This is a genomic window from Agrococcus baldri (assembly GCA_900114805.1).
GTDB lineage: Bacteria > Actinomycetota > Actinomycetes > Actinomycetales > Microbacteriaceae > Agrococcus > Agrococcus baldri.
Window position 1 is genome coordinate 65,919 of sequence record FOZN01000004.1, and the last position, 25,432, is coordinate 91,350.

General features: G+C 71.4%; 19 protein-coding genes. 10 read left to right on the forward strand and 9 right to left on the reverse strand.

Annotated features, from left to right (window positions below; translation table 11 throughout):
- Nucleotides 1-50 precede the first annotated feature (50 nt).
- On the reverse strand, nt 51-722 hold the full coding sequence (locus BM288_RS11960) for a copper resistance CopC family protein (protein ID WP_092919145.1): 672 nt from the start codon (nt 720-722) through the stop codon (nt 51-53).
- A gap of 122 nt (nt 723-844) precedes the next feature.
- Between BM288_RS11960 and clpX the strand changes: the two genes are divergently transcribed.
- The 5 genes from clpX to BM288_RS11985 all read left to right on the forward strand — a co-directional run bounded on the left by clpX (nt 845) and on the right by BM288_RS11985 (nt 12,201).
- Nucleotides 845-2,122: an ATP-dependent Clp protease ATP-binding subunit ClpX gene (gene clpX / locus BM288_RS11965; RefSeq protein ID WP_092919146.1), complete on the forward strand. Its 1,278-nt coding sequence runs from the start codon at nt 845-847 to the stop codon at nt 2,120-2,122.
- A gap of 58 nt (nt 2,123-2,180) precedes the next feature.
- Nucleotides 2,181-2,999, forward strand: coding sequence for an ABC transporter ATP-binding protein (locus BM288_RS11970; RefSeq protein ID WP_318255538.1), 819 nt, complete (start codon nt 2,181-2,183; stop codon nt 2,997-2,999).
- 52 nt (nt 3,000-3,051) lie between these two features.
- The gene (locus BM288_RS11975; RefSeq protein WP_092919147.1) at nt 3,052-4,056 is read left to right on the forward strand and encodes an ABC transporter substrate-binding protein; all 1,005 of its coding nucleotides are present in this window, start codon (nt 3,052-3,054) and stop codon (nt 4,054-4,056) included.
- Nucleotides 4,053-6,083 (forward strand): iron ABC transporter permease, encoded by a 2,031-nt coding sequence (locus BM288_RS11980; protein ID WP_318255539.1) that lies wholly within the window; start codon nt 4,053-4,055, stop codon nt 6,081-6,083. Before BM288_RS11975 ends, BM288_RS11980 begins: the two co-directional genes overlap by 4 nt.
- A 397-nt stretch (nt 6,084-6,480) precedes the next feature.
- Nucleotides 6,481-12,201, forward strand: coding sequence for a peroxidase family protein (locus BM288_RS11985; RefSeq protein ID WP_092919148.1), 5,721 nt, complete (start codon nt 6,481-6,483; stop codon nt 12,199-12,201).
- 72 nt (nt 12,202-12,273) lie between these two features.
- Here the strand turns inward: BM288_RS11985 and BM288_RS11990 are convergent, their stop codons facing one another.
- Nucleotides 12,274-14,310, reverse strand: coding sequence for a M3 family metallopeptidase (locus tag BM288_RS11990; RefSeq protein WP_092919149.1), 2,037 nt, complete (start codon nt 14,308-14,310; stop codon nt 12,274-12,276).
- Between the two features lie 54 nt (nt 14,311-14,364).
- Between BM288_RS11990 and BM288_RS11995 the strand changes: the two genes are divergently transcribed.
- On the forward strand, nt 14,365-15,174 hold the full coding sequence (locus tag BM288_RS11995; protein WP_092919150.1) for a class I SAM-dependent methyltransferase: 810 nt from the start codon (nt 14,365-14,367) through the stop codon (nt 15,172-15,174).
- Between the two features lie 59 nt (nt 15,175-15,233).
- Entirely contained in the window at nt 15,234-15,854 is a 621-nt protein-coding gene (locus BM288_RS12000; RefSeq protein ID WP_092919151.1) for an ArsR/SmtB family transcription factor, read from the forward strand.
- Between the two features lie 176 nt (nt 15,855-16,030).
- Here the strand turns inward: BM288_RS12000 and BM288_RS12005 are convergent, their stop codons facing one another.
- The 3 genes from BM288_RS12005 to BM288_RS14505 all read right to left on the reverse strand — a co-directional run bounded on the left by BM288_RS12005 (nt 16,031) and on the right by BM288_RS14505 (nt 19,171).
- A complete protein-coding gene (locus BM288_RS12005; protein WP_092919152.1) occupies nt 16,031-16,261 on the reverse strand; it encodes a hypothetical protein in 231 nt (76 codons plus the stop codon).
- A complete protein-coding gene (valS, locus tag BM288_RS12010; RefSeq protein WP_092919153.1) occupies nt 16,261-18,900 on the reverse strand; it encodes a valine--tRNA ligase in 2,640 nt (879 codons plus the stop codon). Before valS ends, BM288_RS12005 begins: the two co-directional genes overlap by 1 nt.
- 94 nt (nt 18,901-18,994) lie before the next feature.
- Nucleotides 18,995-19,171 (reverse strand): hypothetical protein, encoded by a 177-nt coding sequence (locus tag BM288_RS14505; RefSeq protein WP_177220379.1) that lies wholly within the window; start codon nt 19,169-19,171, stop codon nt 18,995-18,997.
- A 61-nt stretch (nt 19,172-19,232) separates the two neighbouring features.
- Between BM288_RS14505 and BM288_RS12015 the strand changes: the two genes are divergently transcribed.
- A complete protein-coding gene (locus tag BM288_RS12015; RefSeq protein ID WP_092919154.1) occupies nt 19,233-20,135 on the forward strand; it encodes a fructosamine kinase family protein in 903 nt (300 codons plus the stop codon).
- Nucleotides 20,136-20,247: 112 nt separating this feature from the next.
- On the opposite strand, the gene BM288_RS12020 is transcribed toward BM288_RS12015, so the two are convergent.
- Both BM288_RS12020 and BM288_RS12025 read right to left on the reverse strand, forming a co-directional pair.
- Nucleotides 20,248-20,871, reverse strand: a complete 624-nt coding sequence (locus BM288_RS12020) for an IMPACT family protein (RefSeq protein WP_092919155.1) — start codon at nt 20,869-20,871, stop codon at nt 20,248-20,250.
- Nucleotides 20,872-21,012: 141 nt separating this feature from the next.
- Nucleotides 21,013-22,365 carry an MFS transporter gene (locus BM288_RS12025; RefSeq protein ID WP_318255541.1) on the reverse strand — a complete coding sequence of 451 codons (1,353 nt, stop codon included), beginning with the start codon at nt 22,363-22,365 and terminating at the stop codon, nt 21,013-21,015.
- 79 nt (nt 22,366-22,444) lie between these two features.
- Here BM288_RS12025 and BM288_RS12030 point away from each other — a divergent pair, with 79 nt between their 5' ends.
- Together BM288_RS12030 and BM288_RS12035 are read left to right on the forward strand one after the other, a co-directional pair.
- On the forward strand, nt 22,445-23,047 hold the full coding sequence (locus BM288_RS12030; protein ID WP_092919156.1) for a TetR/AcrR family transcriptional regulator: 603 nt from the start codon (nt 22,445-22,447) through the stop codon (nt 23,045-23,047).
- Between the two features lie 48 nt (nt 23,048-23,095).
- Nucleotides 23,096-23,977: a hypothetical protein gene (locus BM288_RS12035; RefSeq protein ID WP_143103105.1), complete on the forward strand. Its 882-nt coding sequence runs from the start codon at nt 23,096-23,098 to the stop codon at nt 23,975-23,977.
- Between the two features lie 27 nt (nt 23,978-24,004).
- Here the strand turns inward: BM288_RS12035 and BM288_RS12040 are convergent, their stop codons facing one another.
- A complete protein-coding gene (locus BM288_RS12040) occupies nt 24,005-24,859 on the reverse strand; it encodes an aminotransferase class IV (RefSeq protein ID WP_092919158.1) in 855 nt (284 codons plus the stop codon).
- Nucleotides 24,856-25,344 carry a hypothetical protein gene (locus BM288_RS12045; protein WP_092919159.1) on the reverse strand — a complete coding sequence of 163 codons (489 nt, stop codon included), beginning with the start codon at nt 25,342-25,344 and terminating at the stop codon, nt 24,856-24,858. Before BM288_RS12045 ends, BM288_RS12040 begins: the two co-directional genes overlap by 4 nt.
- Nucleotides 25,345-25,432 lie beyond the last annotated feature (88 nt).

A 25,432-nucleotide genomic window follows, 5' to 3' on the forward strand; every position in this document is an offset into this window, starting at 1 on the left:
CGGTACCCAGAGCGGGTACCGGCCCTTTCGTGATGCCGCTGCCGAGCGGCTCAGATCTCGTCGTCTGCCGGCTCGGCTTCCTCGTGCCGGTCCTTCAGCTGACCCCGCAGCCGGTTCGCGCGGAAGGCGATGAGCGCCAGCAGCGCCAGCAGCGCGAGCACGCCGATCGCGATGAAGGGGAACGAGCCGCCCTGCTCGACCGCGCCGTCGGACTGCTCGCCCTCGGTGCCCTGCTCGGCCTCAGTGCCCTGCTCGGCGGCGGCGGTGGCCGGCGCGCTGTCGGCATCGCCATCGCCCTCGCCCTCGGCCTCGGGCGCAGCCACGCCGCACACCGGCGCCTCGGCGACGCCGGGCGCCCCGGCCTGACCATCTGCCGGATCGAAGGTGAAGTCGATGGTGTCGGAGACCGGGTGGCCGTCGGCGGAGACGACCTGGAAGGTCAGCGCGTAGTCGCCGGCCTCGCCGAGCTGCGCCTGCATCGACGCGGTGTCGCCGTCGACGCTCAGGCAGCCGTCCCCGTAGAACAGGCCCGCCGCATCCGTCACCTGGATCGCGTTCGAGCCGCTCGCGCCCTCGACGGCCAGGATCTCCTCGTTCATGACGACGCTGAAGCTGCCCGGCTGCTCCGTCACCACGTCACCGGCCGCCGGCGTCGAGCCGATGACGGATGCGTGGGCGGGCAGCAGCAGGACGGCCGAGAGCACGGCGAGGGCAGGAGGCATGGGTCCAGCCTATCGATGGCGATCTGGCCCATGGCGGCGTGGTCGGTCGCTGTGTCAGCGCCCTGCTCTAAACTTCCATGGACGGGCGCAGCCTGCGTTCGACGATGATCAAGAGGTGCAACATGGCGCGACTGGGAGAGAGCGGCGACCTGCTCAAGTGCTCCTTCTGCGGCAAGAGCCAGAAGCAGGTGCAGCAGCTGATCGCCGGCCCCGCGGTGTACATCTGCGACGAGTGCGTCGAGCTGTGCAACGAGATCATCGAGGAGCGCATGGCCGAAGCCGGCGAGACGCCCTCGACCGAGAGCTTCACGCTGCCGAAGCCGCGCGAGATCTTCGAGTTCCTCGAGGAGTACGTGGTGGGGCAGGAGAGCGCCAAGCGCTCGCTCGCCGTCGCGGTCTACAACCACTACAAGCGCGTCGCCGCTTCGCAGCAGCTCGCCTCTGCCGACAGCGTCGGCGACGGGGTGGAGATCCAGAAGTCGAACATCCTCATGGTCGGCCCGACCGGCTGCGGCAAGTCCTATCTGGCCTCGACGCTCGCGAAGCAGCTCAACGTGCCGTTCGCGGTCGCCGACGCCACCTCGCTCACCGAGGCGGGCTACGTCGGGGAGGATGTCGAGAACATCCTGCTGAAGCTCATCCAGGCCGCCGACTTCGACGTCAAGCGCGCCGAGACCGGCATCATCTTCATCGACGAGATCGACAAGGTCGCGCGCAAGGCGGAGAACCCCTCGATCACGAGGGACGTCTCGGGCGAGGGCGTGCAGCAGGCGCTGCTGAAGATCATCGAGGGCACGGTCGCCTCGGTCCCGCCGCAGGGCGGGCGCAAGCACCCGAACTCCGAGTTCATCCAGATCGACACGTCGAACGTCCTGTTCATCGTCGCCGGCGCCTTCGCCGGGCTCGAGGACATCATCGCCAACCGCGCCGGCAAGCGCGGCATCGGCTTCGGGGCCCCCGTCGCCTCACTCAAGCCCGACCTCAACGTGTTCGAGGAGGTGCTGCCGGAGGATCTGCACAAGTTCGGCCTGATCCCCGAGTTCATCGGCCGCCTGCCGGTGATCGCGACGGTCTCGCCGCTGGATCAGTCGGCGCTGGTCGAGATCCTCTCCGAGCCGAAGAACGCGCTCGTCAAGCAGTACCAGCGCATCTTCGAGATCGACGGCGTCAAGCTCGACTTCGAGCCTGAGGCACTGCAGGCGATCGCCGATCTCGCCGTCGAGCGGAAGACCGGCGCCCGCGGCCTGCGCTCCATCCTCGAGACGGTGCTCGCACCGGTGATGTTCGAGGTGCCCTCGCGCGAGAGCGTCGAGCGCGTGATCGTGACGAAGGAGTCGGTGACAGGCGGGGAGGCTCCCGAGGTGCTGACCGCCGACGACATCCAGGAGCTCTCCGCGTAGTCGATCTCAGTCCCGCTCGGATTGCGCTCGGGACTGAGGTAAGGCTAGCCTTACCTTTGTGACGATCACCCATCCTCTGGCGCTGCGCGCGACCGACGTCTCGATGGCGTACGGCCGCGATCGGATCGTCCACGACGCATCCATCGCGCTCACGCCCGGCTGCGTCACCGCGCTGGTCGGGCCGAACGGCTCCGGCAAGTCGACGCTGCTGCGCGGCCTCACCGCGCTGCACCGCCCGTCGGGCGGCAGCGTGGTCTTCGCCGACGGCGCCGACGCATCCGGCCTGGGGGAGCGCGAGCTCGCCCGCCGCATCGCGCTGCTCGCGCAGTCACACCCCGAGCCGTCCGGCGTCAGCGTCCGGGAGGTCGTCGCCTACGGCCGCTTCGCGCACCGTGGCCGCTTCCGCACCGGCGACCCGAACGGCGCAGACGTCATCGACCGTGCGATGGCGGCCACCGGCATCGCCGACCTGACCGACCAGCCCGTCTCGCAGCTCTCCGGCGGCCAGCGGCAGCGCGTGTGGCTGGCCACCTGCCTCGCGCAGCAGACCGGCATCGTGCTGCTCGACGAGCCCACCACCTTCCTCGACGTGCGCTACCAGCGCGAGATCCTCGAGATCGTGCGCGACCTCGCCGACGACGGCGTGGCCGTCGGCATCGTGCTGCACGACCTCGAGCAGGCCGCCGAGATCGCCGACGAGGTCGTGCTGCTCGTGCACGGGCGCATCGTCGCCACCGGCACCCCCGAGCAGGTCTTCACACCCGAGCGGCTCACCGCCGCCTACGAGGTGCCCATCGACGTCGAGCCAGTCGAAGACGGCTTGCGCATCCGGCCGCAGCGGCTCCGCCGCCGGCCCGCCGTGTCACGCGCCGCGTGACGCATCCCACCATGAGCCCGGCGGCGACGCCCCGGGCCGAGGAAGGCTGACCATGACCAAGCGAACCCTCACGGGGCGGCCCATGCTCGTCGGCGCTGCGGTGCTCACCGCGCTCGCGCTCGCCGCCTGCGGCACCACCGAGGCACCCGCAGACAGCGCCGAGCCCGACGCCGCCGCGGAAGCGGTGACGGTGACGGATGCCCGGGGCGTGGAGGTCGAGATCCCCGCGGGCGTCGAGGACGTCGTCGCGCTGGAGTGGGTCGCCGTCGAGCACCTGCAGACCGTCGGCATCGCGCCGGTCGGGGTGGCCGACGTCGCGGGCTACCAGGAGTGGGCGGCCACCGGCGCGCCGCTCGAGGGCGAGCCGACCGACGTCGGCACCCGGGTCGAGCCGTCGATCGACGCGATCGCCGGCCTCGCGCCCGACCTGATCGTGGCCGTCGCCGGCCGCGACGCGGGCGCCTACGGCGACCTGGAGGCCATCGCGCCCGTGCTGGTGCTGCAGGGTGCCGACGCCGCCGACCCGCTCGGCACCATGGAAGCCGACCTGCGCCTGGTCGCCGAGGCGACCGGCAGCTCGGACGCCGCTGAGGCCGCGATCAGCGAGTACGAGGCGCACGTCGCCGAGCTCTCCGCCACCGTCGAGGAGGCAGGACTCGCCGGCACCTCGATCGCCCACATGGACGGCTATGAGAACGGCGGCCAGGTCGAGATCCGCCCGTACGCCGACGGGGCGCTCCTGCCCGCAGCCTTCGAGTCCATCGGCTTCGCCAACGGCTGGCCCGGCGAGGGCGACGAGCAGTACGGCCTCGGCATCACCGACGTCGAGGGCCTCACCGCGCTCGCCGACGACACGCACATCGTGTACCTGTCGGTGGGCAGCCAGCGCGACGTCTTCCAGGATCAGCTCGCGGACAACGACATCTGGAACGGGCTGCCGACCGTGCAGGCCGGCAAGGTGCACCGGCTGCCCGACGGCATCTGGCTCTTCGGCGGCGTCGACTCGCTGACGGCCTACCTGGACGCGCTCGTCGCGTCACTCGCGCCGACCCCGTGATCCGCGTCCGGCCTGGAGGGCTCGCGCTCGGCGCGGCCCTCCTCGTCGCACTCATCGCGCTCGCCGGCTGGCACGCCACACAGGGCACGACCGACCTCGGCCTGACCGAGCTGCTCGGCTGGCTGGGGGGCGAGCGCGGCCACGCCGCCGTGATCGTCGAGAGCCGACTGCCGCGCATCGCCGCGGCGATCGTGGTCGGGCTGGCACTCGGCGCGGCCGGCTATGCGATGCAGACGCTGACCGGCAATCCGCTCGCATCGCCCGACACGCTCGCCGTCAACGGCGGTGCGGGCGCGGCGATCGCGATCGCGGCCGTCTTCGGCATCAGCCTGCCCGGCATCGGCGGCGCAGGGCTGGCGTTCGTGGGAGGCCTGCTCGCCGCGCTGGCGGTCGTGGCGATCGGCCGCGGCCGCGGCTCGACCACGCAGATGGTGCTCGTCGGCACAGCGCTCGCGCTGGCGCTGCAGTCGGTGACCACCGTGACCATCATCCTGTTCGAGCAGGAGACCGCTGGCCTCTACGCCTGGGGCGTCGGCCGGCTCTCGCAGAACGGCATCGAGACCGTCGCGCAGCTGCTGCCGATCGTGCTGCTCGGCATCGTGGCGCTCCTCCTGCTCGCGCGCAGGCTCGACGTGCTCGCACTCGGCGAGGAGGCCGCGACGACGATCGGCGTCGGCGTCGGGCGACTGCGGTTCATCACGCTCATCGCCTCGGTCGCGCTCGCCGCCGCCGCCGTCGCGATCGCCGGCCCGATCGGCTTCGTGGGGCTCGCGGCGCCGATCGTCATCCGCATGCTCGCCTCGCACATCCCCGGTGCCGCGCGGCATCTCGTCGCCATCCCGCTCGCCGCCCTCGCAGGCGCCGTGCTCGTGGTGGGGGCCGACGTGCTGCTGCGCGCCGTGCTGCCGGGCAGCGCCTCGCTCGACGTGCCGACCGGCGTCGTCACGAGCCTCGTGGGCGCGGTGTGCATCATCGTGCTCGCCCGCACCATGGCGGGCGCGGCCGAGACCGAGTCGATGTCGGTGCTGGGCGCGCGCACGGTCGTGAGCCGCGCGTGGCTGCCGATCGCGATCGCCGCCCTCGCGCTGGCGGCGCTGACGATCGCCGCGGTGCTGCTGGGCGACCGGATGCTGCTGCTCGGCGACGTCGTCAACTGGCTGTCGGGCAGGGCGGGGGATGCGGTGCGGGTCACGCTCGACACCCGAGCCCCTCGGATCGCCGCGGCTGTCGCCGCGGGGATCGCGCTCGCGCTCTCCGGCGCGCTCGTGCAGGCCGTCGCGCGGAACGCGCTCGCCGAGCCGTACCTGCTCGGTGTCGCCGGCGGCGCTGGTCTCGGCGCCGTCGGCGTGATCACGCTCGTGCCGACCGCGGTCGGCTGGGCGGTGGCCGGCAGCGCCCTGGCCGGCGGCGCGATCGCCGGCCTGCTGGTGCTGCTGCTGGTGGGCTGGCGCCGGCTCGGCAGCCTGCGCCTGGTGCTCACCGGCCTCGCGCTGTCGGCGGGCACGGCGGCGCTGACGAGCATGCTCATCGTGGTCACCGACCCCTGGAACCGGGGCAAGGCGATCGTCTGGCTGGCGGGATCGACCTACGGCCGCGGGTTCGAGGACGTGGCGCCGGTCGCCGTCGCCCTGGCGATCGGCGTGCTCGCGCTGCTGTGGATGCACCGCGACCTCGATCTGGCGCAGCTCGACGACGCGACGCCCAGGCTACTCGGCGTGCGTCTCACGGCCGTGCAGATCCTCGCCCTCGCCCTCGCGGTGGTGCTCGCCTCGACAGCAGTTGCCGCGATCGGGGTGGTCGCGTTCGTGGGGCTGGTGGCACCGCATGCGGCGCGTGCGCTCGTCGGAGCGCGGCACCGAGTGCTGCTGCCGCTCGCGGCGATGCTGGGCGGCACGCTGACGCTGCTGGCAGACACGCTGGGCCGCACGCTCATCGCACCCGCGCAGCTGCCGGCGGGCATCATGACGGCGCTGGTCGGCATCCCTTACTTCATCTGGCTCGTGCTGCAGGCGGGACGCTCGCGCTGACGCAGTGACCGCACCTCGCCGCCGCGCTAACCGCAGGCGAGGCTCATGCTGACCTCAGGAGATCGCCAGCGTCGAGCACACATCGGCCAAAACCGGGTCTTGAGTGCGCCAGTCCACAGACTGATCACAGTGTTTGCATATTGCGCGAATGGTTGCGTCCCGAGAACGATTGGCGACAACCGAAGCAAGCAATGCCCGTGGCACTGCGAAAGCGAATCGGTGGCAACGCTGCCACCCCTTGCCGTGGGCGCTCGCCCTGGGGGATCCCTCCCCCCGGGTATAGCAACGAGGAGTCACCGTGCAAACGCTCGTCCCACCCAGCAGCTCGCCATCCAGGCCTCAACGTCGCGGCTCACGCCTGCGCAGAGACGCACTCGCGCTCGTCGCGGCGTTCGCGATGGTGATCCCGGTCTCGATCACGCTCGCGCCGACGCCCGCCGTCGCCGTGACCGATGAGGACCCTTCGTTCGTCCTGAACCAGAACGACCTCGAGTTCATCCTGCGGCAGATCCAGATCTCCGAGGCACACGCCGCCGATCAGCAGAACCCGTCGAACTACACGCTGCTGTGCGGCAACCCGCAGGACGCGACCGGCACCTGCGTGCCCGACGTCATGCGGCCCGCCGGCGTGCGCACCGTCGACGGCAGCTACAACAACCTCTTCGTGGGACGCTCCGCCTGGGGCTCCGGGCTCCAGGAGTTCCCGCGCATGCTCGACCCCGTCTGGCGCGAGGGCGAGCCTGCGCCGAGCCAAGAGGCTCCGCCGAACTTCGGCGGCACGCCGCCGGGATCCGCTCCCGGACCGCACGCGATCTGCCAGGCACCCGGAACTCCGGGCGCCGGGATGGATCCGTGGGGCGACACCTGCTACGCGCAGACGGAGGGCTTCGTCTACGACTCAGAGCCGCGCGTGGTCAGCAACCTCATCGTCGACCAGACGACGAGCAACCCGGCGATCGTCAACCAGATCGACGCGGGCACGGCGGAGCTCATCCCCGGCACCGACATGGCGCGCACGCCGAACACCGCACCGGATGAGGGGCTGTCTGCCCCGTTCAACACGTTCCTCGGGTTCTTCGGCCAGTTCTTCGACCACGGCCTCGACCAGATCTCGAAGGGCGGCCACGGCACGCTCGTCGTGCCGCTGGAGGCGGACGACCCGCTCTACGACCCCGAGTCCAACACCAACTTCCTGGTGCTGACGCGGGCAGACCGCATCGAGGACGCCGAGGGCAACGCGACGACGGAGTTCCAGAACCGCACGTCGCCGTTCGTCGACCAGAACCAGACGTACTCCTCGCACCCCGCCCACCAGGTCTTCCTGCGCGAGTTCAACGCGGACGCCACCGAGACCGGACACCTGCTCGAGGGCGCAGCCGGCGGCATGGCGACCTGGGCGGACGTCAAGCGCCAGGCGAACGAGATCTTCGGCATCGCGCTGGACGACGGCGACCTGCTCGCCGTGCCGCAGCTGCTCGTCGACCCGTACGGCAACTTCATCCCCGGCCCAGTCCGCGGGCTGCCGCAGCTCATCGTCGCGGACGGAACCACGGTCGACGACGTCACGTTCGTCGAGGGCAACCTGGAGTCGCCCGTCTCGACGGCGAACGCGCTCTCCACGGGTCACGCCTTCCTCGATGACATCGCGCACGGCGCCACGCCGCTGTTCGATGCCGATGGCAACCTGGTGCCGCTGCAGTTCGACGAGAACGGCGACATCATCGACCCGGAGATCCCGCTGTTCGACGCGAGCGGCGCACCGGTCTCCGACACCCTGCTGACCGGCTACGACAACGTCGCGCTGAACGACCACTTCATCGCCGGCGACGGCCGTGTCAACGAGAACATCGGCCTCACCGCCGTGCACGCGGTGTTCCACGCGGAGCACAACCGCATGGTGGGTCAGATCGAGCGGCTGCTGAGCGGCGATCCCAGCACGGCGCTGCTGCGCAACGACCAGACGATGGCCGACCCGACCCTGCTCGCAGAGTTCGCAGCGGCGTTCCGCGGCGAGGAGCACAGCTACCCCTCGGCGAAGGCGGAGGAGACGCTGCCGGGCCCGCAGGCAGATGACTGGAGCTACGAGCAGCGGCTCTTCCAGGCCGCGAAGTTCGCGACCGAGATGCAGTACCAGCACATCGTGTTCGAGGAGTTCGCGCGCACGATCGCGCCGACCATCGACGCGGTCGTGTTCAACGAGAACAGCTACAACGCAGGGATGGATCCGTCCATCACCATGGAGTTCGCGCAGGTCGTGTACCGCTTCGGCCACTCGATGATGACGGAGGAGATCGGCCGTGAGGACGTCCCTGGAGCCACCGGGCTGCAGGACGTGCCACTGCTCGACGGATTCCTGAACCCGGCGGCCTTCGACCTGGGGGGCACACTGACGCCCGGGCAGGCAGCTGGCTCGATCATCAACGGCACGACCAACCGCATCGGCAGCCAGATCGACGAGCACGTCACCGACACGCTGCGCAACAACCTGCTCGGCCTGCCGCTCGACCTCGCGACGATCAACCTGCTGCGAGGCCGTGACGTGGGCATCCCGCCGCTGCAGGCTGCGAGGGAGACCTTCTTCGCCGAGACCGGTGATGCCGCGCTCGAGCCGTACAGCGACTGGGTCGACTTCGGCCTCAATCTGCGCAACGGCAACAACTTCGGTCGCGGCGGCAGCAACGCGTCGCTGGTGAACTTCGTCGCCGCGTACGGCACGCACCCGACGGTGACGGCCGCGACGACCCTGGACGAGCGACGCGAAGCGGCGCAGATCCTGGTCAACGGCGCTCCGGCCGGTCTCGAGTTCATCACCCGCTTCCCGGGCACGGACCGCTACCACACGGCCGCGCTCTTCTCGCAGCGGCACTACCTGCCGAACCAGGGAGTGGTGTACCTCGCGAACGCGACGAGGTTCCCCGACGCCCTGAGCGCCGGAGCACTGGGCGCACCCGTCCTGCTGGTGAACAACGATCGCACCGGCGGCATCCCGAAGGAGACGCACGCAGAGCTGCTGCGGCTGAACGCCCAGCGCATCGTCGTGCTCGGCGACCAGGCGTCGGTCAGCGACGAGACCATCATCTCGCTGAACGCGCTGTCCGCGACCGACGCTCCGGTCAGCCGGCTCGCAGGCCCGAACCGCTACTTCACCTCTGCAGCGATCGCGGAGAACTTCGCCGAGCCTGTCGAGCGAGTGTTCGTCGCGAGCGGGCAGGTCTTCCCCGACGCGCTGGCTGGCGCGGCGGTGGCGGCGCAGTCCGGCTCGCCGGTGCTGATCGTGCAGCAGAATGCCATCCCGGACGTGATCGCAGAGCAGCTCGACCGGCTCAACCCGGCTGAGATCGTCGTCCTCGGCGGTACTCCGTCGGTGAGCGCCTCGGTGCAGACGCAGCTCGCGCAGTACACGACGGGAACGGTTGTCCGAGTCGCCGGTGGAAACCGGTACGAGACGGCGATCGAGATCAGCAAGCGCTACTTCCCCGATGGTGCTGACCGGCTGTACGTCACGATCGGCACGCGCTTCCCCGACGCACTCGCGGCGGCACCTGGCGCAGGCATCAACGGCTCGCCGATCCTGCTGCTCCCGCCGACCGGTCTGACGCCCGCCCTGCGGGCTGAGATCGAACGGCTCTCGCCGACCGAGATCCACGTGCTGGGCAACACCTTCGCGGTCAACACGGAGACGGAGACCCAGCTGATGGAGTTCGCACCCGCGCCGCTGGAAGCACCGGCCGACAGGCTGGACTTCATCAACGGCACCGGTGCTTGGGCGGATGTCGACGGGACGACGGTCACGGGCCTCGAGGATGTGGAGTTCTGGGTCGGCGGCCTCGCCGAGCGGATCGACGCCTTCGGCGGCATGCTGGGATCGACGTTCAACTTCGTGTTCGAGCAGCAGCTGGAAGCACTGCAGTTCGGCGACCGGTTCTACTACCTCTTCCGCAACCAGGGCGAGCAGCTGTTCGCCGCGCTCGAGGCGAACTCGTTCTCCGACCTGATCCAGCGCAACACCGACGCATCGCACCTGCCGGCGAACATCTTCGCACTGCAGGATCCGATCATCGACCTCGAGGCTCTGCCTAGCCCGGTTCCGGCCGGTCTGCTCGGCAACGCGATCGATGGCTGGCGATGGACCGGCGACGAGCACGTCGAGCTGCACGGAACGGCGGGAGCCGACCGGATGACCGGTGACGAGGGCGATGACGCGCTCTGGGGCTATGACGGAGACGACCGCATCGAGGGCGGCTCCGGCAACGACTCCATCCTCGGCGGTCATGGGGACGACATCATCACCGACTCGTTCGGCGACGACACCATCCATGGCGACCAGGGCAACGATGCCATCCACATCGGCCCCGGTGCTGCAGACCTGGGTCTCGGAGGCCTTGGCGATGACTTCATCGTCAACGGCGGCGGCGACGCCTCGCAGTTCTTCCTCGGGATGGGCGACGACGTGGTGCTCGGAACCTCCGGACGTATGACGGTGTTCGGCGGGGAGCAGCACGACTGGGTCGAGGGCGGCTCGCACGCCGACCTCCTCCAGGGCGACAACGCCGACCAGTTCCAGAACGACACTCTGGGCGGCAACGACGTCGTGATCGGCGGACTCGGCAATGACGACATCGAGGGCGAAGGTGGCGACGACATCCTGATCGGCTCCGCAGTCGGCACCGACCGTCACCTGGGCAACATCGGCTTCGACTGGCTGACCTACTACGGCCAGACCGCCGATGTCACCTCGGACTGGCAGTTCTCTCGGGTCTTCGAGCCGAACAACCCGCTGCCGTCGCGATTCGACCTGCTCGAGGCGCTCTCGGGCGGTGCAGGATCTGACACCCTGCGCGGACCGCTGGTGGAGGCAGACGATGTCGCCGCGAGCGAGATCCCGCTCCACCGGGCGACGCAGGAGAGCCTCGATCTGATCGACGGGCTCGAGGCGCTGCTGCGGCCGACGGGGGCCGCGTACGACTACGCAGCTCCGCTCATGCGGGACACGCCGCCGATCGACGCCGACGGCGTCAGCATGATCATCATCGGCGGCCCCGGCAACGACAGCATCGAGGGACGAGGAGGCAATGACTACCTCGATGGCGACGCGATGCTGCGCGTGCAGCTGGAGGACACAACCACTGGCGAGCGATTCGACAGCGCACAGGGCCTGCAGGCGCGAGTCTTCGCAGGCACTCTCAACCCGGGCGACATCGACATCGTTCGCGAGATCGTGATGGATCCGGATGCTGCGACCTCGAGCGACACATCGGTCTATAACAACCCGATGTCGTCGTACACGGTGACGCCGCTGCCCGACGGGTACTGGCAGATCCAGCACACGCTGGTCGACGAGGCGGAGGAGAGCGACGGCACGGATGTCATCCGCGGCTTCGAGCGACTCCAGTTCTCGGATGGCTGCGCGGTGCTGAACGATGCCGGTGACACCTGGGAGGCGTGCGAGCCTGTCGGCACGGTGACGCTCTCGACCGATGCTCCTGTCGAGGATGTGCCGATCACGGCATCCCTCATGGAGCTCGACGGGGTGACGCCGCTCGACGTGAGCGAGTTCACCAGCATCGAGTTCACCTGGTGGGCCGGCGAGGGCGATACGCCCGACACCGTCTCTGAGTGGGAGGAGCTCGTCACGATCTCCGCGACCGTGACGGACGGCGCGGCGACGAGCACCTACGCACCGCCGGACGCGGCTGTGGATCAGTTCCTCCGGGTCACGGCGAGCTACATCGACACTGCCGGACTGCGGCAGACGACGGGCTCGGCCGTGACGACCGGGGTGGTCCTGAACGGGAACGATGTGCCGACCGGCCTGTCGATCGGGTACACGGGCGCCCCGGCGGCAGCCCCGCAGGTCGGCCAGCTGCTGCTGGCGGCCCCGGTGGCTGACGGCGACGGAGTCGAGGACGTCGTGTTCACTCACCTCTGGGAGCGGACGCTGACGCCGGATGACGCGGCCAGCTGGGCGGAGATCGGGGGTACGACCAACGCATACACCACGGTCGAGGCCGACGCCGGCTACTACATCCGGGTGACGGTGAGCTACACCGACAACCTGGGAGGCGTGGAGTCGCCGACCTACCAGATCGCGCAACCCGTGGGAGGCCTGACCCCGTAGCGCAGGGAGAGACAGAGCCGGGGTGCCGGATCCGAAGACGGATCCGGCACCCCGGCTCTCGTGCGCGGAACGCTACTCGGCGTCGAGCCCGCGTCGCTGCAGCAGCGGCGCGATCTCCGCGTCGCGGCCACGGAAGTCGCGGAAGGCCTCCAGCGGATCCTTCGAGCCGCCGACGCCCAGCAGTCGCTCGCGGAATCGCTGGCCCGCCTCCCGGATCGACGGCTGCGCCTTGAACCACTCGACCGTGTCGGCGTCCATCACCTCCGACCAGATGTAGGAGTAGTAGCCGGCCGAGTAGCCGCCGGAGAAGACGTGCTGGAAGTAGCCGGTCGAGTAGCGCGTCGGCACGGTCGCGCTGAGCAGGCCGACCGCCGCCAGCGCATCCTGCTCGAACGCCGCGACATCCGTCACCTCATCACCCGCGGTGCGCGCGTGCCAGGCCTGGTCGAGCAGCGCCGCGGCGAGGTACTCGCTCGTGTCGTGGCCCTGGTTGAACGACTCCGACGCCTGCAGGCGCTCGATGACGTCGGCGGGCAGCGGCTCGCCGGTCTCGATGTGCTTCGCGTAGTGCTCGACGATGCCCGGCCACAGCATCCACATCTCGTTGACCTGGCTGGGGAACTCCACGAAGTCGCGGAACACGTTCGTGCCGCCGAACGAGGGGTAGGTGACCTGCGCGAACAGCCCGTGCAGCGCGTGCCCGAACTCGTGGAAGAGCGTCGTGGTCTCGTCGAAGGTGAGCAGCGTCGGCGTGCCCGCGGGAGGCTTGGGCACGTTGAGGTTGTTCATCACGACCGTCGGGTGGTCGAGCAGCGTGTTCTGCTGGATGAGCGGGTTCATCCAGGCGCCGCCGCGCTTCGAGTCGCGCGTGTAGAGGTCGAGCAGATAGAGGCCGACCTCGCTGCCGTCCTCGTTCCGCACCTCGAAGATGCGCACGTCGGGGTGGTAGCCGACCAGGTCGACTCGCTCCTGGAAGGTCACGCCGTAGACCTGCGTGGCGGCGTGGAAGACGCCGTCCCACAGCACGCGCTCCGACTCGAAGTAGGGGCGCAGCGCCGCCGTGTCGACGTCGAAGCGCGCGGTGCGCTCCTTCTCGGTCCAGTAGTCCCAGTCCCAGGCGGCGAGCTCGTACGAGTCGCCGGCCGCGTCGATCTGCGCCTGCAGCGCTGCGGCCTCGGCCTTCGCGTTCGCAGCTGCGGGCGCGGCGAGCTTCGTCAGCATCGCCATCACGTTCTCGGGGCTGCCGGCCGTCTCGTCGGCGGTGATCGCGTGCGCGTGCGTGGCGAAGCCGAGCAGCTGGGCGCGCTCGGCGCGGGCGGCGGTCAGCTCGAGCACCGTCTCGCGGTTGTCGTGCTCGTTGCCGCGCGTGCCACGGGCGAGGGATGCCTCCAGCACGCGCCTGCGCACGTCGCGGTTCGTGAGCGAGGCGAGCCACGGGTGGCCCGAGAACAGCGGCAGGGTGATGAGCCACTTGCCATCGAGGCCGCGGTCGGCTGCGGCGGATGCCGCCGCCTGGATCTCGCCGTCGGAGAGCCCGTCGAGCTCTGCCTCCGTGTCGACGACGACCGCGAGCTCGTTCGTGTCGGCCTGCAGGTGCTTGTCGAAGCGGGTGGTGAGCGTCGCGATCTGCTGGTTGAGCTGCTTCAGGCGATCGCGCTCGGCGTCGTCGAGCCCGGCGCCGGCGATCGTCATCTCGGTGAACCTGCGCTCCACCAGATAGTGCTGCTCGTCGCTCCACTCCGCTGCCGGGCTCCCGTGCAGGGTTCGGATGCGCGCGTACAGCGCCGGGTCGAGGGTGATCGAGTCGGCGTGCGCGGCGAAGCGTGGCGCGTAGCGCTCCTCGAGCTCCTCCAAGAACGGGGTCGAGTCGGTCGAGGTCATGCTCCAGAACACGTGCGCGACGCGGGAGAGGATGCCGCCCGAGCGCTCGAGCGGCACCATCGTGTTCTCGAAGGTCGGCGCCGCGTCGTCCTCGACGATCGCCCGCACCTCGGTCGCCTGCTCCTCGAAGCCGGCCTCGAACGCCTCCTCGAAGTGCTCGTCGCGGATCTCGGCGAAGGGCGGCAGCTGGTACGGGAGCGCGCTCGGCGCGAAGAAGGGGTTGGTCATGGATCCACCCTAGGGCGGGGTGCTCGGACGGTCACCGAGTCGTAGACTCCCCGCATGCCGGATGCAACCTACTCGCACGGGCATCACGCCTCGGTCGTCGGCGCGCACGCCGCCCGCACCGTCGCCAACTCGGCCGCATACCTGTCGCCGCTGATCGAGCCGGGCATGCGCATCCTCGACGTCGGCTGCGGCCCGGGCTCGATCACGATCGATCTCGCGCGACGCGTGGGGGAGCGGGGCACCGTGCTGGGCATCGACGCGAGCGCCGAGGTGGTCGAGATGGCGCGTGCGGCAGCCGTGCAAGCCGGCGTCACCAACGTCGCCTTCCACGTCGGCGACGCCTACGACCCGCCGCGTCCCGGCGGCGGCGACGCAGCGCGCTGGGAGGTCGTTCACGCGCACCAGGTGCTGCAGCACCTGGGCCAGCCGGTGGCGGCACTCCGCGCCTGGCGCACGGCGGGCGAGCTGGTGGCGGCGCGCGAGGTGGTCTACTCGGCCACGACCATCCATCCGCTGACGCCCGAGCTCGCGCGCTGGCGCGATCTCATGATGGCGCTGCAGGCGGCCAATGGCGGCGACGGCGACGCGGGGGCCAAGCTCAAGGCCTGGGCGCGCGAAGCCGGCTTCGGGCAGATCGAGACCGATGTCGAGACCTGGTGCTTCGAGTCGCCGCAGGGCCGCGCGTTCTGGGGCGGCCAGTGGGTCGAGCGCGCGCTCCACTCGGCCTTCGCAGAGGGGACGCAGCGGCACGGGCTGGCGGATGCGCGGGAGCGCCGGGCGATCTCCGAGGCGTGGGGTGCGTGGTCGCGCGATGGAGACGGCTGGATGGCCATGCTGCACGGCTGGATCCTCGCGCGAGACTGACCGCGAGAGCTATCTGACACCTATTGCAAAGGAGTCTTTGCAAAGGGTATTCTGGAGTCATGCTCGACGCCGCCGTCGACGGATCCGGCGGCGAGAGCGAGGCCCCGGCCGTCGAACTCGAATCCCTCACTGCCCTCGCCCACCCGTTGCGGGTGCGCATCCTGCACACCCTGACCACTCGCGGGCCGCAGACCTCGTCGTCGCTCGCCGCCGCGCTGGGGGAGTCCACCGGATCCACCAGCTACCACTTGCGGCAGCTGGAGGCCAAGGGCTTCATCACCGATGACCCGACCCTCGGCACCGGTCGGGAACGCTGGTGGCGCCGCGCCGTCGGCCCGGTCGACGTGTGGACGAAGGAGCTCGCCGACGTGCCGGAGGGCAGAGCGGCCAGCGCGACGGTGCTCGGCGCCTGGACGCAGCACGACAGCGCGCTGCTGTCGACCTACATCGCCACCGGTGAGGACCGCTACGACGAGCCCACCCTCGACGCCTCCCGCATCACCTCACGCTCCGCGACGCTGCCCGCCAGCGAGCTGCGCAGGCTCACGCGAGACATCGACCGGATCATCCGCGACGCGGTCGCCGCCGCAGAGGCGGCCGGCACCGACGCCGTCGACGCGGACCCCGCTGACCCGGTCCACCGCATCCAGATCCAGTTCAACGCCTTCCCGATCGACTGATCGGGCACGACCCATGAAGGAGCACCCCATGCCGAACAAGGACGCACACCCAGCGACCACCCCGATCAACCTGATCCTGGACAGCTACACGCGCGCCGAGCTGCTCATGCGCCCGCTGCGCTGATCCGCGACAGCAGAACGCCCCCGTCCGCGAAGGTCGGGGGCGTTCGCCGCATCTAGGGCTCGCGGGTGACGAGCACGTCATCGCCGTCGAGGCGGATCGTCGTGCCGTCATCGAGCTCGACCACCGGCCGGCCCTCGAGGAACGTGAGGGTCCAGCGCCAGCTGCCCGTCTCGGCGCCGATCTCGGCGAGCGTGCGCTCCTCGTCGTCGATCGCGGCGCGCATCGCGACCGGCACCGCCTGCGGCGGCTCGCCTCCGACCGCCCAGCGGGTGCCGATCTGCATCAGGCCTCCTCGAGCACGATCTCGCCGACGGCGAGCTCGTCTGCCTCGACGAGGGCGAGGTCGCGGATGCGTCCGACGGCCCTGAGGTCGTCGGCTGCGGCCTCGAGGTGCTCGCGCAGCGCGGCGGGGACGGCGATGACCGCGGAGGCGACGGCCGTCTTCTGACTCGCCTTCGCATCCGTCTTCGCCCTCCGGATGCCGATCAGCGCGCGGCCGACGGTCGCGAGCATGCCGGTCGAGCCGATGCTGATCGCGCCCGTGGCGACCGCGCCGGCACCCATCGCATCGCTGCCGTTGCCGAGCTCGTCCGGCGTCGGCCAGGGGGCGACGTGGATCGAGCCCTCGTGCGACCACGACCAGACCTCTTCGGTCGCGAAGGGCAGGAACGGCGCCAGCAGCCGCAGTTGCACGTCGATCGCCGTGCGCAGCGCCGCGATCGCGGAGCCGCGACGCGCCTCGTCGCCCGAGTAGGCGCGCTCCTTGACGAGCTCGAGGTAGTCGTCGCAGAAGGTCCAGAAGAACGCCTCGGTGACCTCGAGCGCCTTCGCGTGATCGTAGGACTCGAAGGCGCGGGTCGCGGTGCGCACGACCGAGGCGAGCTCGGCGAGCATCTCGCGGTCGAGCCGCTCGGTCACCTCACCCGGCGCGCCCTCCATCGAGAGCACGAACTTCGCCGCGTTGAGCACCTTCATCGCCAGGCGGCGCCCGATCTTGATCATCTTCGGGTTCTGCGGGTCGAGCGTCGCGTCGACGCCCAGCCGCGACGAGGCCGCCCAGTAGCGCACGCCGTCGGATCCGTGATCCTCGAGCATGCCCAGCGGCGTGACGACGTTGCCCTTCGACTTCGACATCTTCTTGCGGTCGGGGTCGAGGATCCAGCCGGAGAGCGCCGCGTGCTTCCACGGCGCCCTGCCGTCCTCGAACATCGAGCGCAGCAGGGTCGAGAACAGCCAGGTGCGGATGATGTCCTGCCCCTGCGGCCGCAGGTCGAACGGTGCGATCTGCTGCCAGAGCTCGGCGTCGGCCGCCCAGCCGCCGGCGAGCTGCGGGGTGAGCGAGGAGGTCGCCCAGGTGTCCATGATGTCGATCTCGCCCGCGAAGCCGCCCGGCTCGCCGCGCTGCGACTCCTCGTAGCCGGCCGGCACGTCGGTCGTCGGGTCGAGCGGCAGCTGGTCGATGCTCGGCATCAGCACGCCGCCGGGCACGCGCTCGCCCTGCTCGTCGAGCCGGTACCAGACCGGGATGGGCACGCCGAAGAAGCGCTGGCGCGAGATGAGCCAGTCGCCGTTGAGGCCGTGCACCCAGTTCTCGTAGCGGGTGCGCATGTGCTCGGGGTGCCAGGAGATCTCTCGGCCGTGCGTGACCAGACGCTCCTGCAGTGACTCGTCGCGGCCGCCGTTCTTGATGTACCACTGCAGCGTGGAGACGATCTCGAGCGGCTTGTCGCCCTTCTCGAAGAACTTCACCGGGTGCGTGATGGGGCGCGGATCGCCGACCACGCGGCCGGCGGCCTGCAGCAGCTCGAGCATGGTCTTCTTGGCGCTGAAGACGGTCTTGCCCGCGAGCTCGGCGTAGGCGGCCTTCGCCGCTTCGCTCTCGAGCGCCTCGGGGGCGTCGGTGACGAAGCGGCCGTCGAAGCCGATCACCGAGCGGCTCGGCAGCTGCAGCTCGCGCCACCAGATGACGTCGGTCACATCGCCGAACGTGCAGATCATCGCCACGCCCGTTCCCTTGTCGGCCTGGGCGAGCTCGTGCTTGACGAAAGGAACCTCGACGCCGAACACCGGCGTGGTCACGGTGGTGCCGAAGAGGTGCCGGTAGCGCTCGTCGTCCGGATGCGCGACCACGGCCACGCAGGAGGCCAGCAGCTCTGGGCGCGTGGTGTCGATGCGCAGCTCGCCGTCCTGGCTCTCGAACAGCAGGGTGCTGTAGGCGCCGGGCTGCTCGCGGTCCTCGAGCTCGGCCTGGGCCACGGCGGTGCGGAACGTCACGTCCCACAGTGTCGGCGCATCCGCCTGGTACGCCTCGCCGCGCTCGAGATTGCGCAGGAACGCGAGCTGCGAGGTGCGGCGGGCGTCGTCGGAGATGGTGCGGTACGACTGCTTCCAGTCGACCGAGAGCCCGAGGGTGCGCCAGAGGTGCTCGAACTTCTCCTCATCCTCTTCGGTGAGGCGCTCGCACAGCTCGATGAAGTTGCGGCGCGAGACGGGCAGCTGGTCGCCGGCCTTCGAGCTCTTGTTGTCGCCGCCCTCCTGCGGAGGGGTGAAGCCCTCGACGTAGGGGAGCGTCGGGTCGACGCGCACGCCGTAGTAGTTCTGCACCCGGCGCTCGGTGGGCAGCCCGTTGTCGTCCCAGCCCATCGGGTAGAAGACATGCTTGCCGCGCATGCGCTGGAAGCGCGCGATGAGGTCGGTGTGCGTGTAGGAGAACACGTGGCCGACGTGCAGCGAGCCGGATGCGGTGGGCGGGGGCGTGTCGATCGAGTAGATCGCGTCACGCTCGAGCGGGGTGCCGTCCGCGGCGACGCCATCGAAGCGATAGGTGCCGGCCTCCTCCCACAGGCGATCCCACTTCTGCTCGAGTCCCTCGAGGGCGGGGCGGTCCGGCATGCCGGGCGTTGCGGGCGTGGTGGCGCTCATGGCGTCTCGCTTTCGATGTGCGCGGCTTCGCGTCTGTGCCGCAGGTGCGGCATGAAGCCTGGTTGTGCTGGAGGCAAGTCTACGGTGCGGCGCGCTATCGGTCGCGGCGGCGCATGCGCCACTGGACGAGCGCCGTGAGCGCCAGCGCCGCCGCCGCGATCGAGAAGGCGACGGTCGAGAAGGTGTCGGTCTGCAGCACCGCGGCCAGTGCGAAGCACACCGCCGTGACGATCGGCAGCCAGAGCGGCATGGGCTTGGGAGTTCTGGCCATGCCTCCACGGTATCCGGCGGCTGGAACGGGTCGCGGCGGCGCCTGCTCGTAGGGTCGGGGGATGGAGGTCGTCAAGCGCGGACCCGCTGCCGCCCTGCGGATGGAGGCGGCCGGTCTCGCCTGGCTCGCAGAGGCCGAGCCGGCCGGCGGCACCAGGATCGCGCGCGCCAGGCTGGACGGCGAGGTGCTGCGGGTGGCGCGGGTCGAGCCGGCGGCGGCGAGCCCGCAGCGGGCGGAGGCGCTCGGTCGTAGCCTCGCGCAGCTCCACGCCCTCGGCGCGCCGTGGCACTGCTGCCCGCCGACGGGGGCGGAGCCACCGTTCGAAGTGGGGTCGTCGCGCACACCCCTCGCGCCCGAGCCGGTGACGGCGGGACGAGAGCGGTCGTCCGAGCCCGTGGCGGCGGGACCGGAGCGGGCGGCCGAACCCGCCGCCGAGCCGGCCGCCGAGCCTGCCGCCGAGCCGGTCGCCGAGCCGGCAGCCGGGTCGTGGGGCGCGGCGTGGGGCGGGGCGTGGGCAGCGACGGCCGTGCGGCCGATCCTCGAACGCTGCGTCCTGAGCGGTCGCCTCGACCGTGAGGACGCGTCGGTCGTCGAGCGTGCAGTCGATCGGATGGCGGCGGGCGACTTCGACGCACCGCAGCCCGCGCTCGTCACGGGCGTGGCGCGCATCCACGGGGATCTCTGGAGCGGCAATGTCCTGTGGTCGGCGGTCGACACCGGCGCCGTGCTGATCGACCCCCACGCCCAGGGCGGCCATGCAGAGACCGATCTGGCGATGCTCGCGCTGTTCGGGCTGCCGCAGCTCGAGCGGGTGCTCGTCGCCTACGACGAGGCCTCGCCGCTGGCTGAGGGGTGGCGCGAGCGCATCCCGATGCAGCAGCTGCAGCCGCTGTTGGTGCACACGATGCTGTTCGGCGGCGGCTACGCGGCGCAGGCGGTCGCGGTGGCGCGCTCGCTGGCCTGACGCGATGCCCGTCCTTCGGCCACCGACGCGCGAGAGGTGTCACCGACCGCGCCTTCGACGGGCTGCTCCGAGCCATTGGTGACGCAAGTTCGGCAGGCGGCCCGGATCGGGGTCAGCGGGGCGGCAGCTCGAGCAGCAGCCCGCCGTGTGCGCTGGTCACGACGCCGAGCTGCGCGAGCAGCGCCTGGGCTTCCGGTAGGGCGGCGTCCGCGACGGTGAGCCGCAGCGCGGCCGCGGCATCAGCGCCGTAGTCGAGGTGCGGCTCGTGGCCGGCGCTGCGCAGCGCGTGCTCGATGCGGGGCGCGTCGGCGATCGGCACGGTGCCGATGAGCTCGCTCGCCGGCACGCGCGCCAGCCGGCCCGCTGCGTCGAGGGCCTCCGCCGCGATGCCGCCGTAGGCGCGCACGAGCCCGCCGGTGCCGAGCTTCACGCCGCCGAACCAGCGCACCACGAGCACGGCGACATCCGTCAGGTCGCGGCCGGCGATGGCCGAGAGGATCGGCGCACCCGCAGTGCCGGCCGGTTCGCCGTCGTCGTTCGAACGGCTGGCCTCGCCGTTCGGCCCGGCGACCCCGGCGCTGCAGACATGCCGCGCATCGGGATGGGCGCGGCGCGCTGCTCGGACGAGCACGGGCAGCTCGTCGAGCGAGTCGATGCGGTGCGCCGTCGCAACGAAGCGCGAGCGCGAGACCTCGATCTCGGCACTCGCGCTCCGCGCGATCGTCGGCCTCGCCATGCGCCCATCCTCTCGCCTCCGTGCACGGCCACCCCGGCGGCAGGCACGGATCTACGGGTATGTGCGCGCACCGGAGCGCTGAGAGAGTAGATCGCCCTGCATATGCTGGCTCGCTCGGGTGGTGAGGCCGGCCGCGTGGTGTCAGGCGGGCTCGGCGACGCGCTCCTCGGTGAGCGCCTGCGCGGCGTCGGCGTCCTCGTCGCCGAGGTGACGCATCCGCTGTGCCATGACTGCGCCGACGAGCGTCAGCGCTGACAGCACGGCGAGCACGATGCCGGGGTGCCACCAGGCGCCGCCGGTGAGCACGCCGAGCTCGGCGGTGAGGTAGGGGATGAAGCCGGCGAGCACCGCGGCGAGCGCGTACGCGACCGAGAGCGCCGAGTAGGCGTGGCGGCCGTGGAAGAGCTCCTGCATGGTGCCGCCGAGCGCCGCCCACGATGCGGTCGGCAGGATGCCGCCGACGACCATGAGCGTGACCAGCACCGCGAAGGTCGCGCTGCCCAGCAGCCAGTAGACGGGGAAGGCGATCAGCAGGGTGCCGAGCGCGCCCAGCGCCACCACGCGCGCGGAGCCGATGCGGGTCGCCAGCCAGCCGAAGAAGGGGACGGCGGCGAACTGCAGCAGGCCGCCGATGGTGGCCGCGGTGAGCAGCTGCATCTCGTCGAACCCGAGCGTCGCGACGCCGTAGCCCATCGTGTAGGTGTTCATCAGCGAGTAGGAGCCGATGCCCAGCAGGGCGACCAGGATAGCGACGCCGAACGCGGCGGGCTGCGTGCGGATGGCGGCGAGCACCGGCATCCGCTCGCGCCCGCCGGTCGACGCGAGCGCCTTGAAGACCGGCGTCTCGTCGATCGACCAGCGCAGGTAGAGCGAGACCGCGATGAGCGGGATGGCGATGAGGAACGGGATGCGCCAGCCCCAGGCCGCCATCGCCTCCGGCCCGAGCCCGAAGAACATCGTCAGCATCAGGCCGCCCGCGGCGACCGAGCCGATGGGGGAGCCCAGCTGCGGCAGCGAGGCGAAGAACGGGCGCCGCCGGGCGTCGGCGTGCTCGGTCGCCAGCAGCACCGCACCGCCCCACTCGCCGCCGAGCGAGAGCCCCTGCACGATGCGCAGCAGCACGATGGCGACCGCGCCGAACAGGGCCCAGCCGTCGCCGGTGGGCAGCAGCCCGACCATCCCGGTCGCGACGCCCATCAGGGCAATGGTGATCAGCAGCGTCGAGCGGCGGCCGATGCGGTCGCCGAGGTGGCCGAACACCACGGCGCCGATGGGGCGGACCACGAAGGCGATGCCGATCGTCGCGAACGACGCCAGCAGCGCCCCCGCCGGGCCGAGGGCGGCGAAGAAGAACGGGCCGGCGAAGAAGGCGGCGAAGTAGGAGTAGGTGTAGAAGTCGTACGACTCGAGCGCGGTGCCGACGGTTGCGGCAGCGGCGACCCGCCGGGTCGCGGTGTGCGGCCGCGCGGGGGCGGCTGCTGAGATGGTGGTCACGGGATGCTCCTCGCAGGGCGCCGACGGCGGCGCTGATATCAATACCGGGTGCAACAATAGACCGCTGGAAGGATTCCGCATGACTTCGCAGAGAGGGCCGGGAAGGCCGCGCGCGTCGAGCGCCGCCACGATCCACGAGGCAGCCCTCGAGCTGTTCCTCGAGCGCGGCTACGACGCGGTCAGCGTCGACGACATCGCCCGCCGCGCGGGGGTCTCCCGCGGCACCTTCTTCTCGTACTGCGACTCGAAGGCCGACGCGCTCTGGGGCGTCCTCGACGCCGCGATCGAGCGTGCCGGCGACGCGATCGCCGACGGGCAGGGGGATGCGCTGCAGCGGCTGGTGGACGCGATCGCGCGGGCGGTCGAGCCGTGGGGCAGCACGCCCCCGACCGCGCTGCGGGACGCGCAGGCGATGGGCGCCGTGCAGGCGCTGCGCGATGGCGCGCCAGCCCGCCTGCAGCCGCTGGTCGACCGTGCGGCGCTCGCCCTCGCGCTCGAGCACGACGCGCTGCCCGAGTCGGCGGATGCGGCGGTCGCGCCGGTCGCGGTCGTCGCCGCCGCGTGCGCCGCGCTGGTCGCGTGGACGGGCACGGCTGCCCGCTCCTCCGCCGCGCTCGCGGTGCGTGACGCGATCGAGCCGATCGCCGCAGCATTACGAATGCGCAACGATCCGCACTGCTGACGCCGCGCCTCCGTCGCGCCCCCTTCGCTGCCGCGCAGGATGGGGGACATGAGGCCCGGACCTCGGATGGTCACGGTCGCCGCGGCACTGCTGACAGTCACGGCGATGGTCGGCTGCGGCCTCATGCCGACTGCACCGGAGGCAGTCTCGGTCACACCGCCGCCCTCCGTCACCGAGCCGCCCGCGGTCGTCGCACCGCCGGCCGAGACGGCGCGGCCGCCGCTGTCGCCGGCGACGGAGGTGCCGCTGGCGCCCGTGCCGACCGTGCACGGCCCGTACGTGCCGCCGGTGCCGCAGCCCGACCCATCCGCCACGCCCTCACCCGCCGCCACACCCAGCCCGAGCGCGGGGCCGAGCCCGGGGCCGAACCCTGGGCCGACGCCTGCGCCGAGTCCTGACCCGGCCCGGCTGCTCGCGCTGCTGCCGATGGCGCACGAGCTGCCGCAGCTGCGCTGGGCGAGCGCTCGCGGCGAGCGCACGGCGGCGTGGAGCGAGATGGCGTCCGCTGCCGCGACGACGCCTGAGATCGCGATCGTGCACGTCGGCGCCGCGCGCGAGGCCGGGGGTGCCTGCGCCGCTGCGGCCGAGGCTGTCGACGGGGCCGCGATCGAGGCTGCGGCAGCCTCGTTCGCAGCCGAGCCCGCGCCCGGCGCGCCGTTCGACCTGGTGCTGGTGCGCTACCCGTCACCGACGGCGGCCGCGCAGGCCCTCGCCGCGCTGCAGCGGCTCGGCATCGACTGCGCGGGCGTCGAGACCGACACCGGTGAGTTCGGGGCAGGACAGAGCGCGCACGGGCCGACCGCGCTGCTGCGCGCGGCCGACGCCGTGCTCATCGCCGAGGCGACCGTGATCGACGCCCTGCTGGTCACGGTGCTGCACGAGGGCGCGCCTCCCGAGGCGGTCGCGACGCTCCTGGCTGCACCGCGCTGAGCGGCTCGGCAGCGGAGTCGGGGCGCCTCAGACGTCGAGCAGGCGGCGCAGCGCCGGGTCGTGCGGCGAGACCGGCAGCGGCTGCCCGTCGACGCTCGTCACCCGCGCCAGCAGCCGGCCGGAGGAGAGCAGCCACGCGCCGTCGCTGGCCCGCAGGTCGTCGGGGCTGAGCGTCTCGAAGGCCACGTCGAGGCCCTCCGCCGGCGCGTCGCGCGTGAGGTGCTCGAGCGTGATCGAGGCGAGGATGCCGTCCTGCCGCGGCGTCAGCAGCCGGCCGCCCCGGTCGACGACGAGCGTCGAGGTGGGGCCCTCGAGCAGCGCGCCCGCGGGTGAGACGAAGACCACGTCGTCGAAGCCGTGCTGCGCCGCGTGCCGCTTGGCGGCCATGTTGATCGAGTACGACAGGCTCTTCGCGCCGGGCAGCAGCCACGGCATCGCGGCCACCTCGTCGCCGTCGTGCCCGCGACCGAGCAGCGTGATGGCGACACCGCGCTGCCGTTCGGCGATGGCGGATGCGCCCAGCGGCGCCATGAGGGCGAAGGCCGTCGCGCCGCCGCCCGATTCCGCACCGCGGGTCAGCACCAGTCGGATGATGGCCTCCGGCTCGGCGCCGAAGTCCCACGCCGCGACGAGCGCATCGATGGCGCGGTCGAAGCCCGCGCGGTCGGGGGCGGGCAGCTGCAGGATCTCGGCCGAGCGCTCGAGCCGGTCGAGGTGCGCCTCGCGGTCGCGCACGTGCGGTGCACCGTCGGCGCCGGAGCGGACGAGCGTCGCGTCGAAGACGCCGTCGCCGCGCACGACGCCCAGGTCGTCAGCGCGGATGATCGGGTGCGCGACGTCGACGATGGAGCCGTCGAGCAGCGCGAGCAGCGGCGCGCTCATGCCGTGCCCGCGCAGAACTCCTGCAGCGCGGTGACCTGCTCGCCGAGCTCGGTCAGGCCCGATCCGATGCGCTCGAAGGCTGAGGTGTCGCCGGCTGAGATCGACTCGGTGGCGTCGGCGACCAGCGCATCCCAGCCGGCCTGGATCTCGCCGATGCGCCCGAGCAGCGCCGGGTCGGTCACTCTCGTCTCGAGATCGCCGATGCGCTCGGTGATGCCGCCGAGCAGCGCGAGCGCCCCCAACGGGTCAGTGCCGAGCCTCGAGCCGATCTGACCGAGGTCGGTGGCGATGCTCGACACCTCCGCCACCAGCTGCGCGCACTGCTGCGCCTGCGTGCCGGGCTCGGCGGAGCCCGAGGGCGCCGGCTCGGCCGTCGGCACCGGCGGCATCGAGGGCGAGGGCAGGAGTCCGCACCCGCTCACGAGCAGACCGGCGACGAGGACCGCGGCGGCCGCGCCGGTGCGGGCGGAGCGATTCATGAGCATGCGCCGAGGGTACTGCCGCGCCCTATGACGCGGGCCCCGCCGGGTGGGGGAAACCCCCACAAGGCTTCCGGGGATCCGCCGGGCGCAC

Coding starts and splice junctions, on each gene's coding strand:
- BM288_RS12020 (WP_092919155.1), bottom strand. CDS start 20,871: ATGGCGAGGCCGACGATCGCGCGGAGCGCGAGTGCCGAGATCGAGGTC.
- BM288_RS11995 (WP_092919150.1), top strand. CDS start 14,365: ATGCCGGATGCAACCTACTCGCACGGGCATCACGCCTCGGTCGTCGGC.
- BM288_RS14505 (WP_177220379.1), bottom strand. CDS start 19,171: ATGGCCAGAACTCCCAAGCCCATGCCGCTCTGGCTGCCGATCGTCACG.
- valS (WP_092919153.1), bottom strand. CDS start 18,900: ATGAGCGCCACCACGCCCGCAACGCCCGGCATGCCGGACCGCCCCGCC.
- BM288_RS11990 (WP_092919149.1), bottom strand. CDS start 14,310: ATGACCAACCCCTTCTTCGCGCCGAGCGCGCTCCCGTACCAGCTGCCG.
- BM288_RS12040 (WP_092919158.1), bottom strand. CDS start 24,859: ATGAGCGCGCCGCTGCTCGCGCTGCTCGACGGCTCCATCGTCGACGTC.
- BM288_RS11960 (WP_092919145.1), bottom strand. CDS start 722: ATGCCTCCTGCCCTCGCCGTGCTCTCGGCCGTCCTGCTGCTGCCCGCC.
- BM288_RS12000 (WP_092919151.1), top strand. CDS start 15,234: ATGCTCGACGCCGCCGTCGACGGATCCGGCGGCGAGAGCGAGGCCCCG.
- BM288_RS11985 (WP_092919148.1), top strand. CDS start 6,481: ATGGTGATCCCGGTCTCGATCACGCTCGCGCCGACGCCCGCCGTCGCC.
- BM288_RS12045 (WP_092919159.1), bottom strand. CDS start 25,344: ATGCTCATGAATCGCTCCGCCCGCACCGGCGCGGCCGCCGCGGTCCTC.
- BM288_RS11975 (WP_092919147.1), top strand. CDS start 3,052: ATGACCAAGCGAACCCTCACGGGGCGGCCCATGCTCGTCGGCGCTGCG.
- BM288_RS12030 (WP_092919156.1), top strand. CDS start 22,445: ATGACTTCGCAGAGAGGGCCGGGAAGGCCGCGCGCGTCGAGCGCCGCC.
- clpX (WP_092919146.1), top strand. CDS start 845: ATGGCGCGACTGGGAGAGAGCGGCGACCTGCTCAAGTGCTCCTTCTGC.
- BM288_RS12005 (WP_092919152.1), bottom strand. CDS start 16,261: ATGCAGATCGGCACCCGCTGGGCGGTCGGAGGCGAGCCGCCGCAGGCG.
- BM288_RS12015 (WP_092919154.1), top strand. CDS start 19,233: ATGGAGGTCGTCAAGCGCGGACCCGCTGCCGCCCTGCGGATGGAGGCG.
- BM288_RS12035 (WP_143103105.1), top strand. CDS start 23,096: ATGAGGCCCGGACCTCGGATGGTCACGGTCGCCGCGGCACTGCTGACA.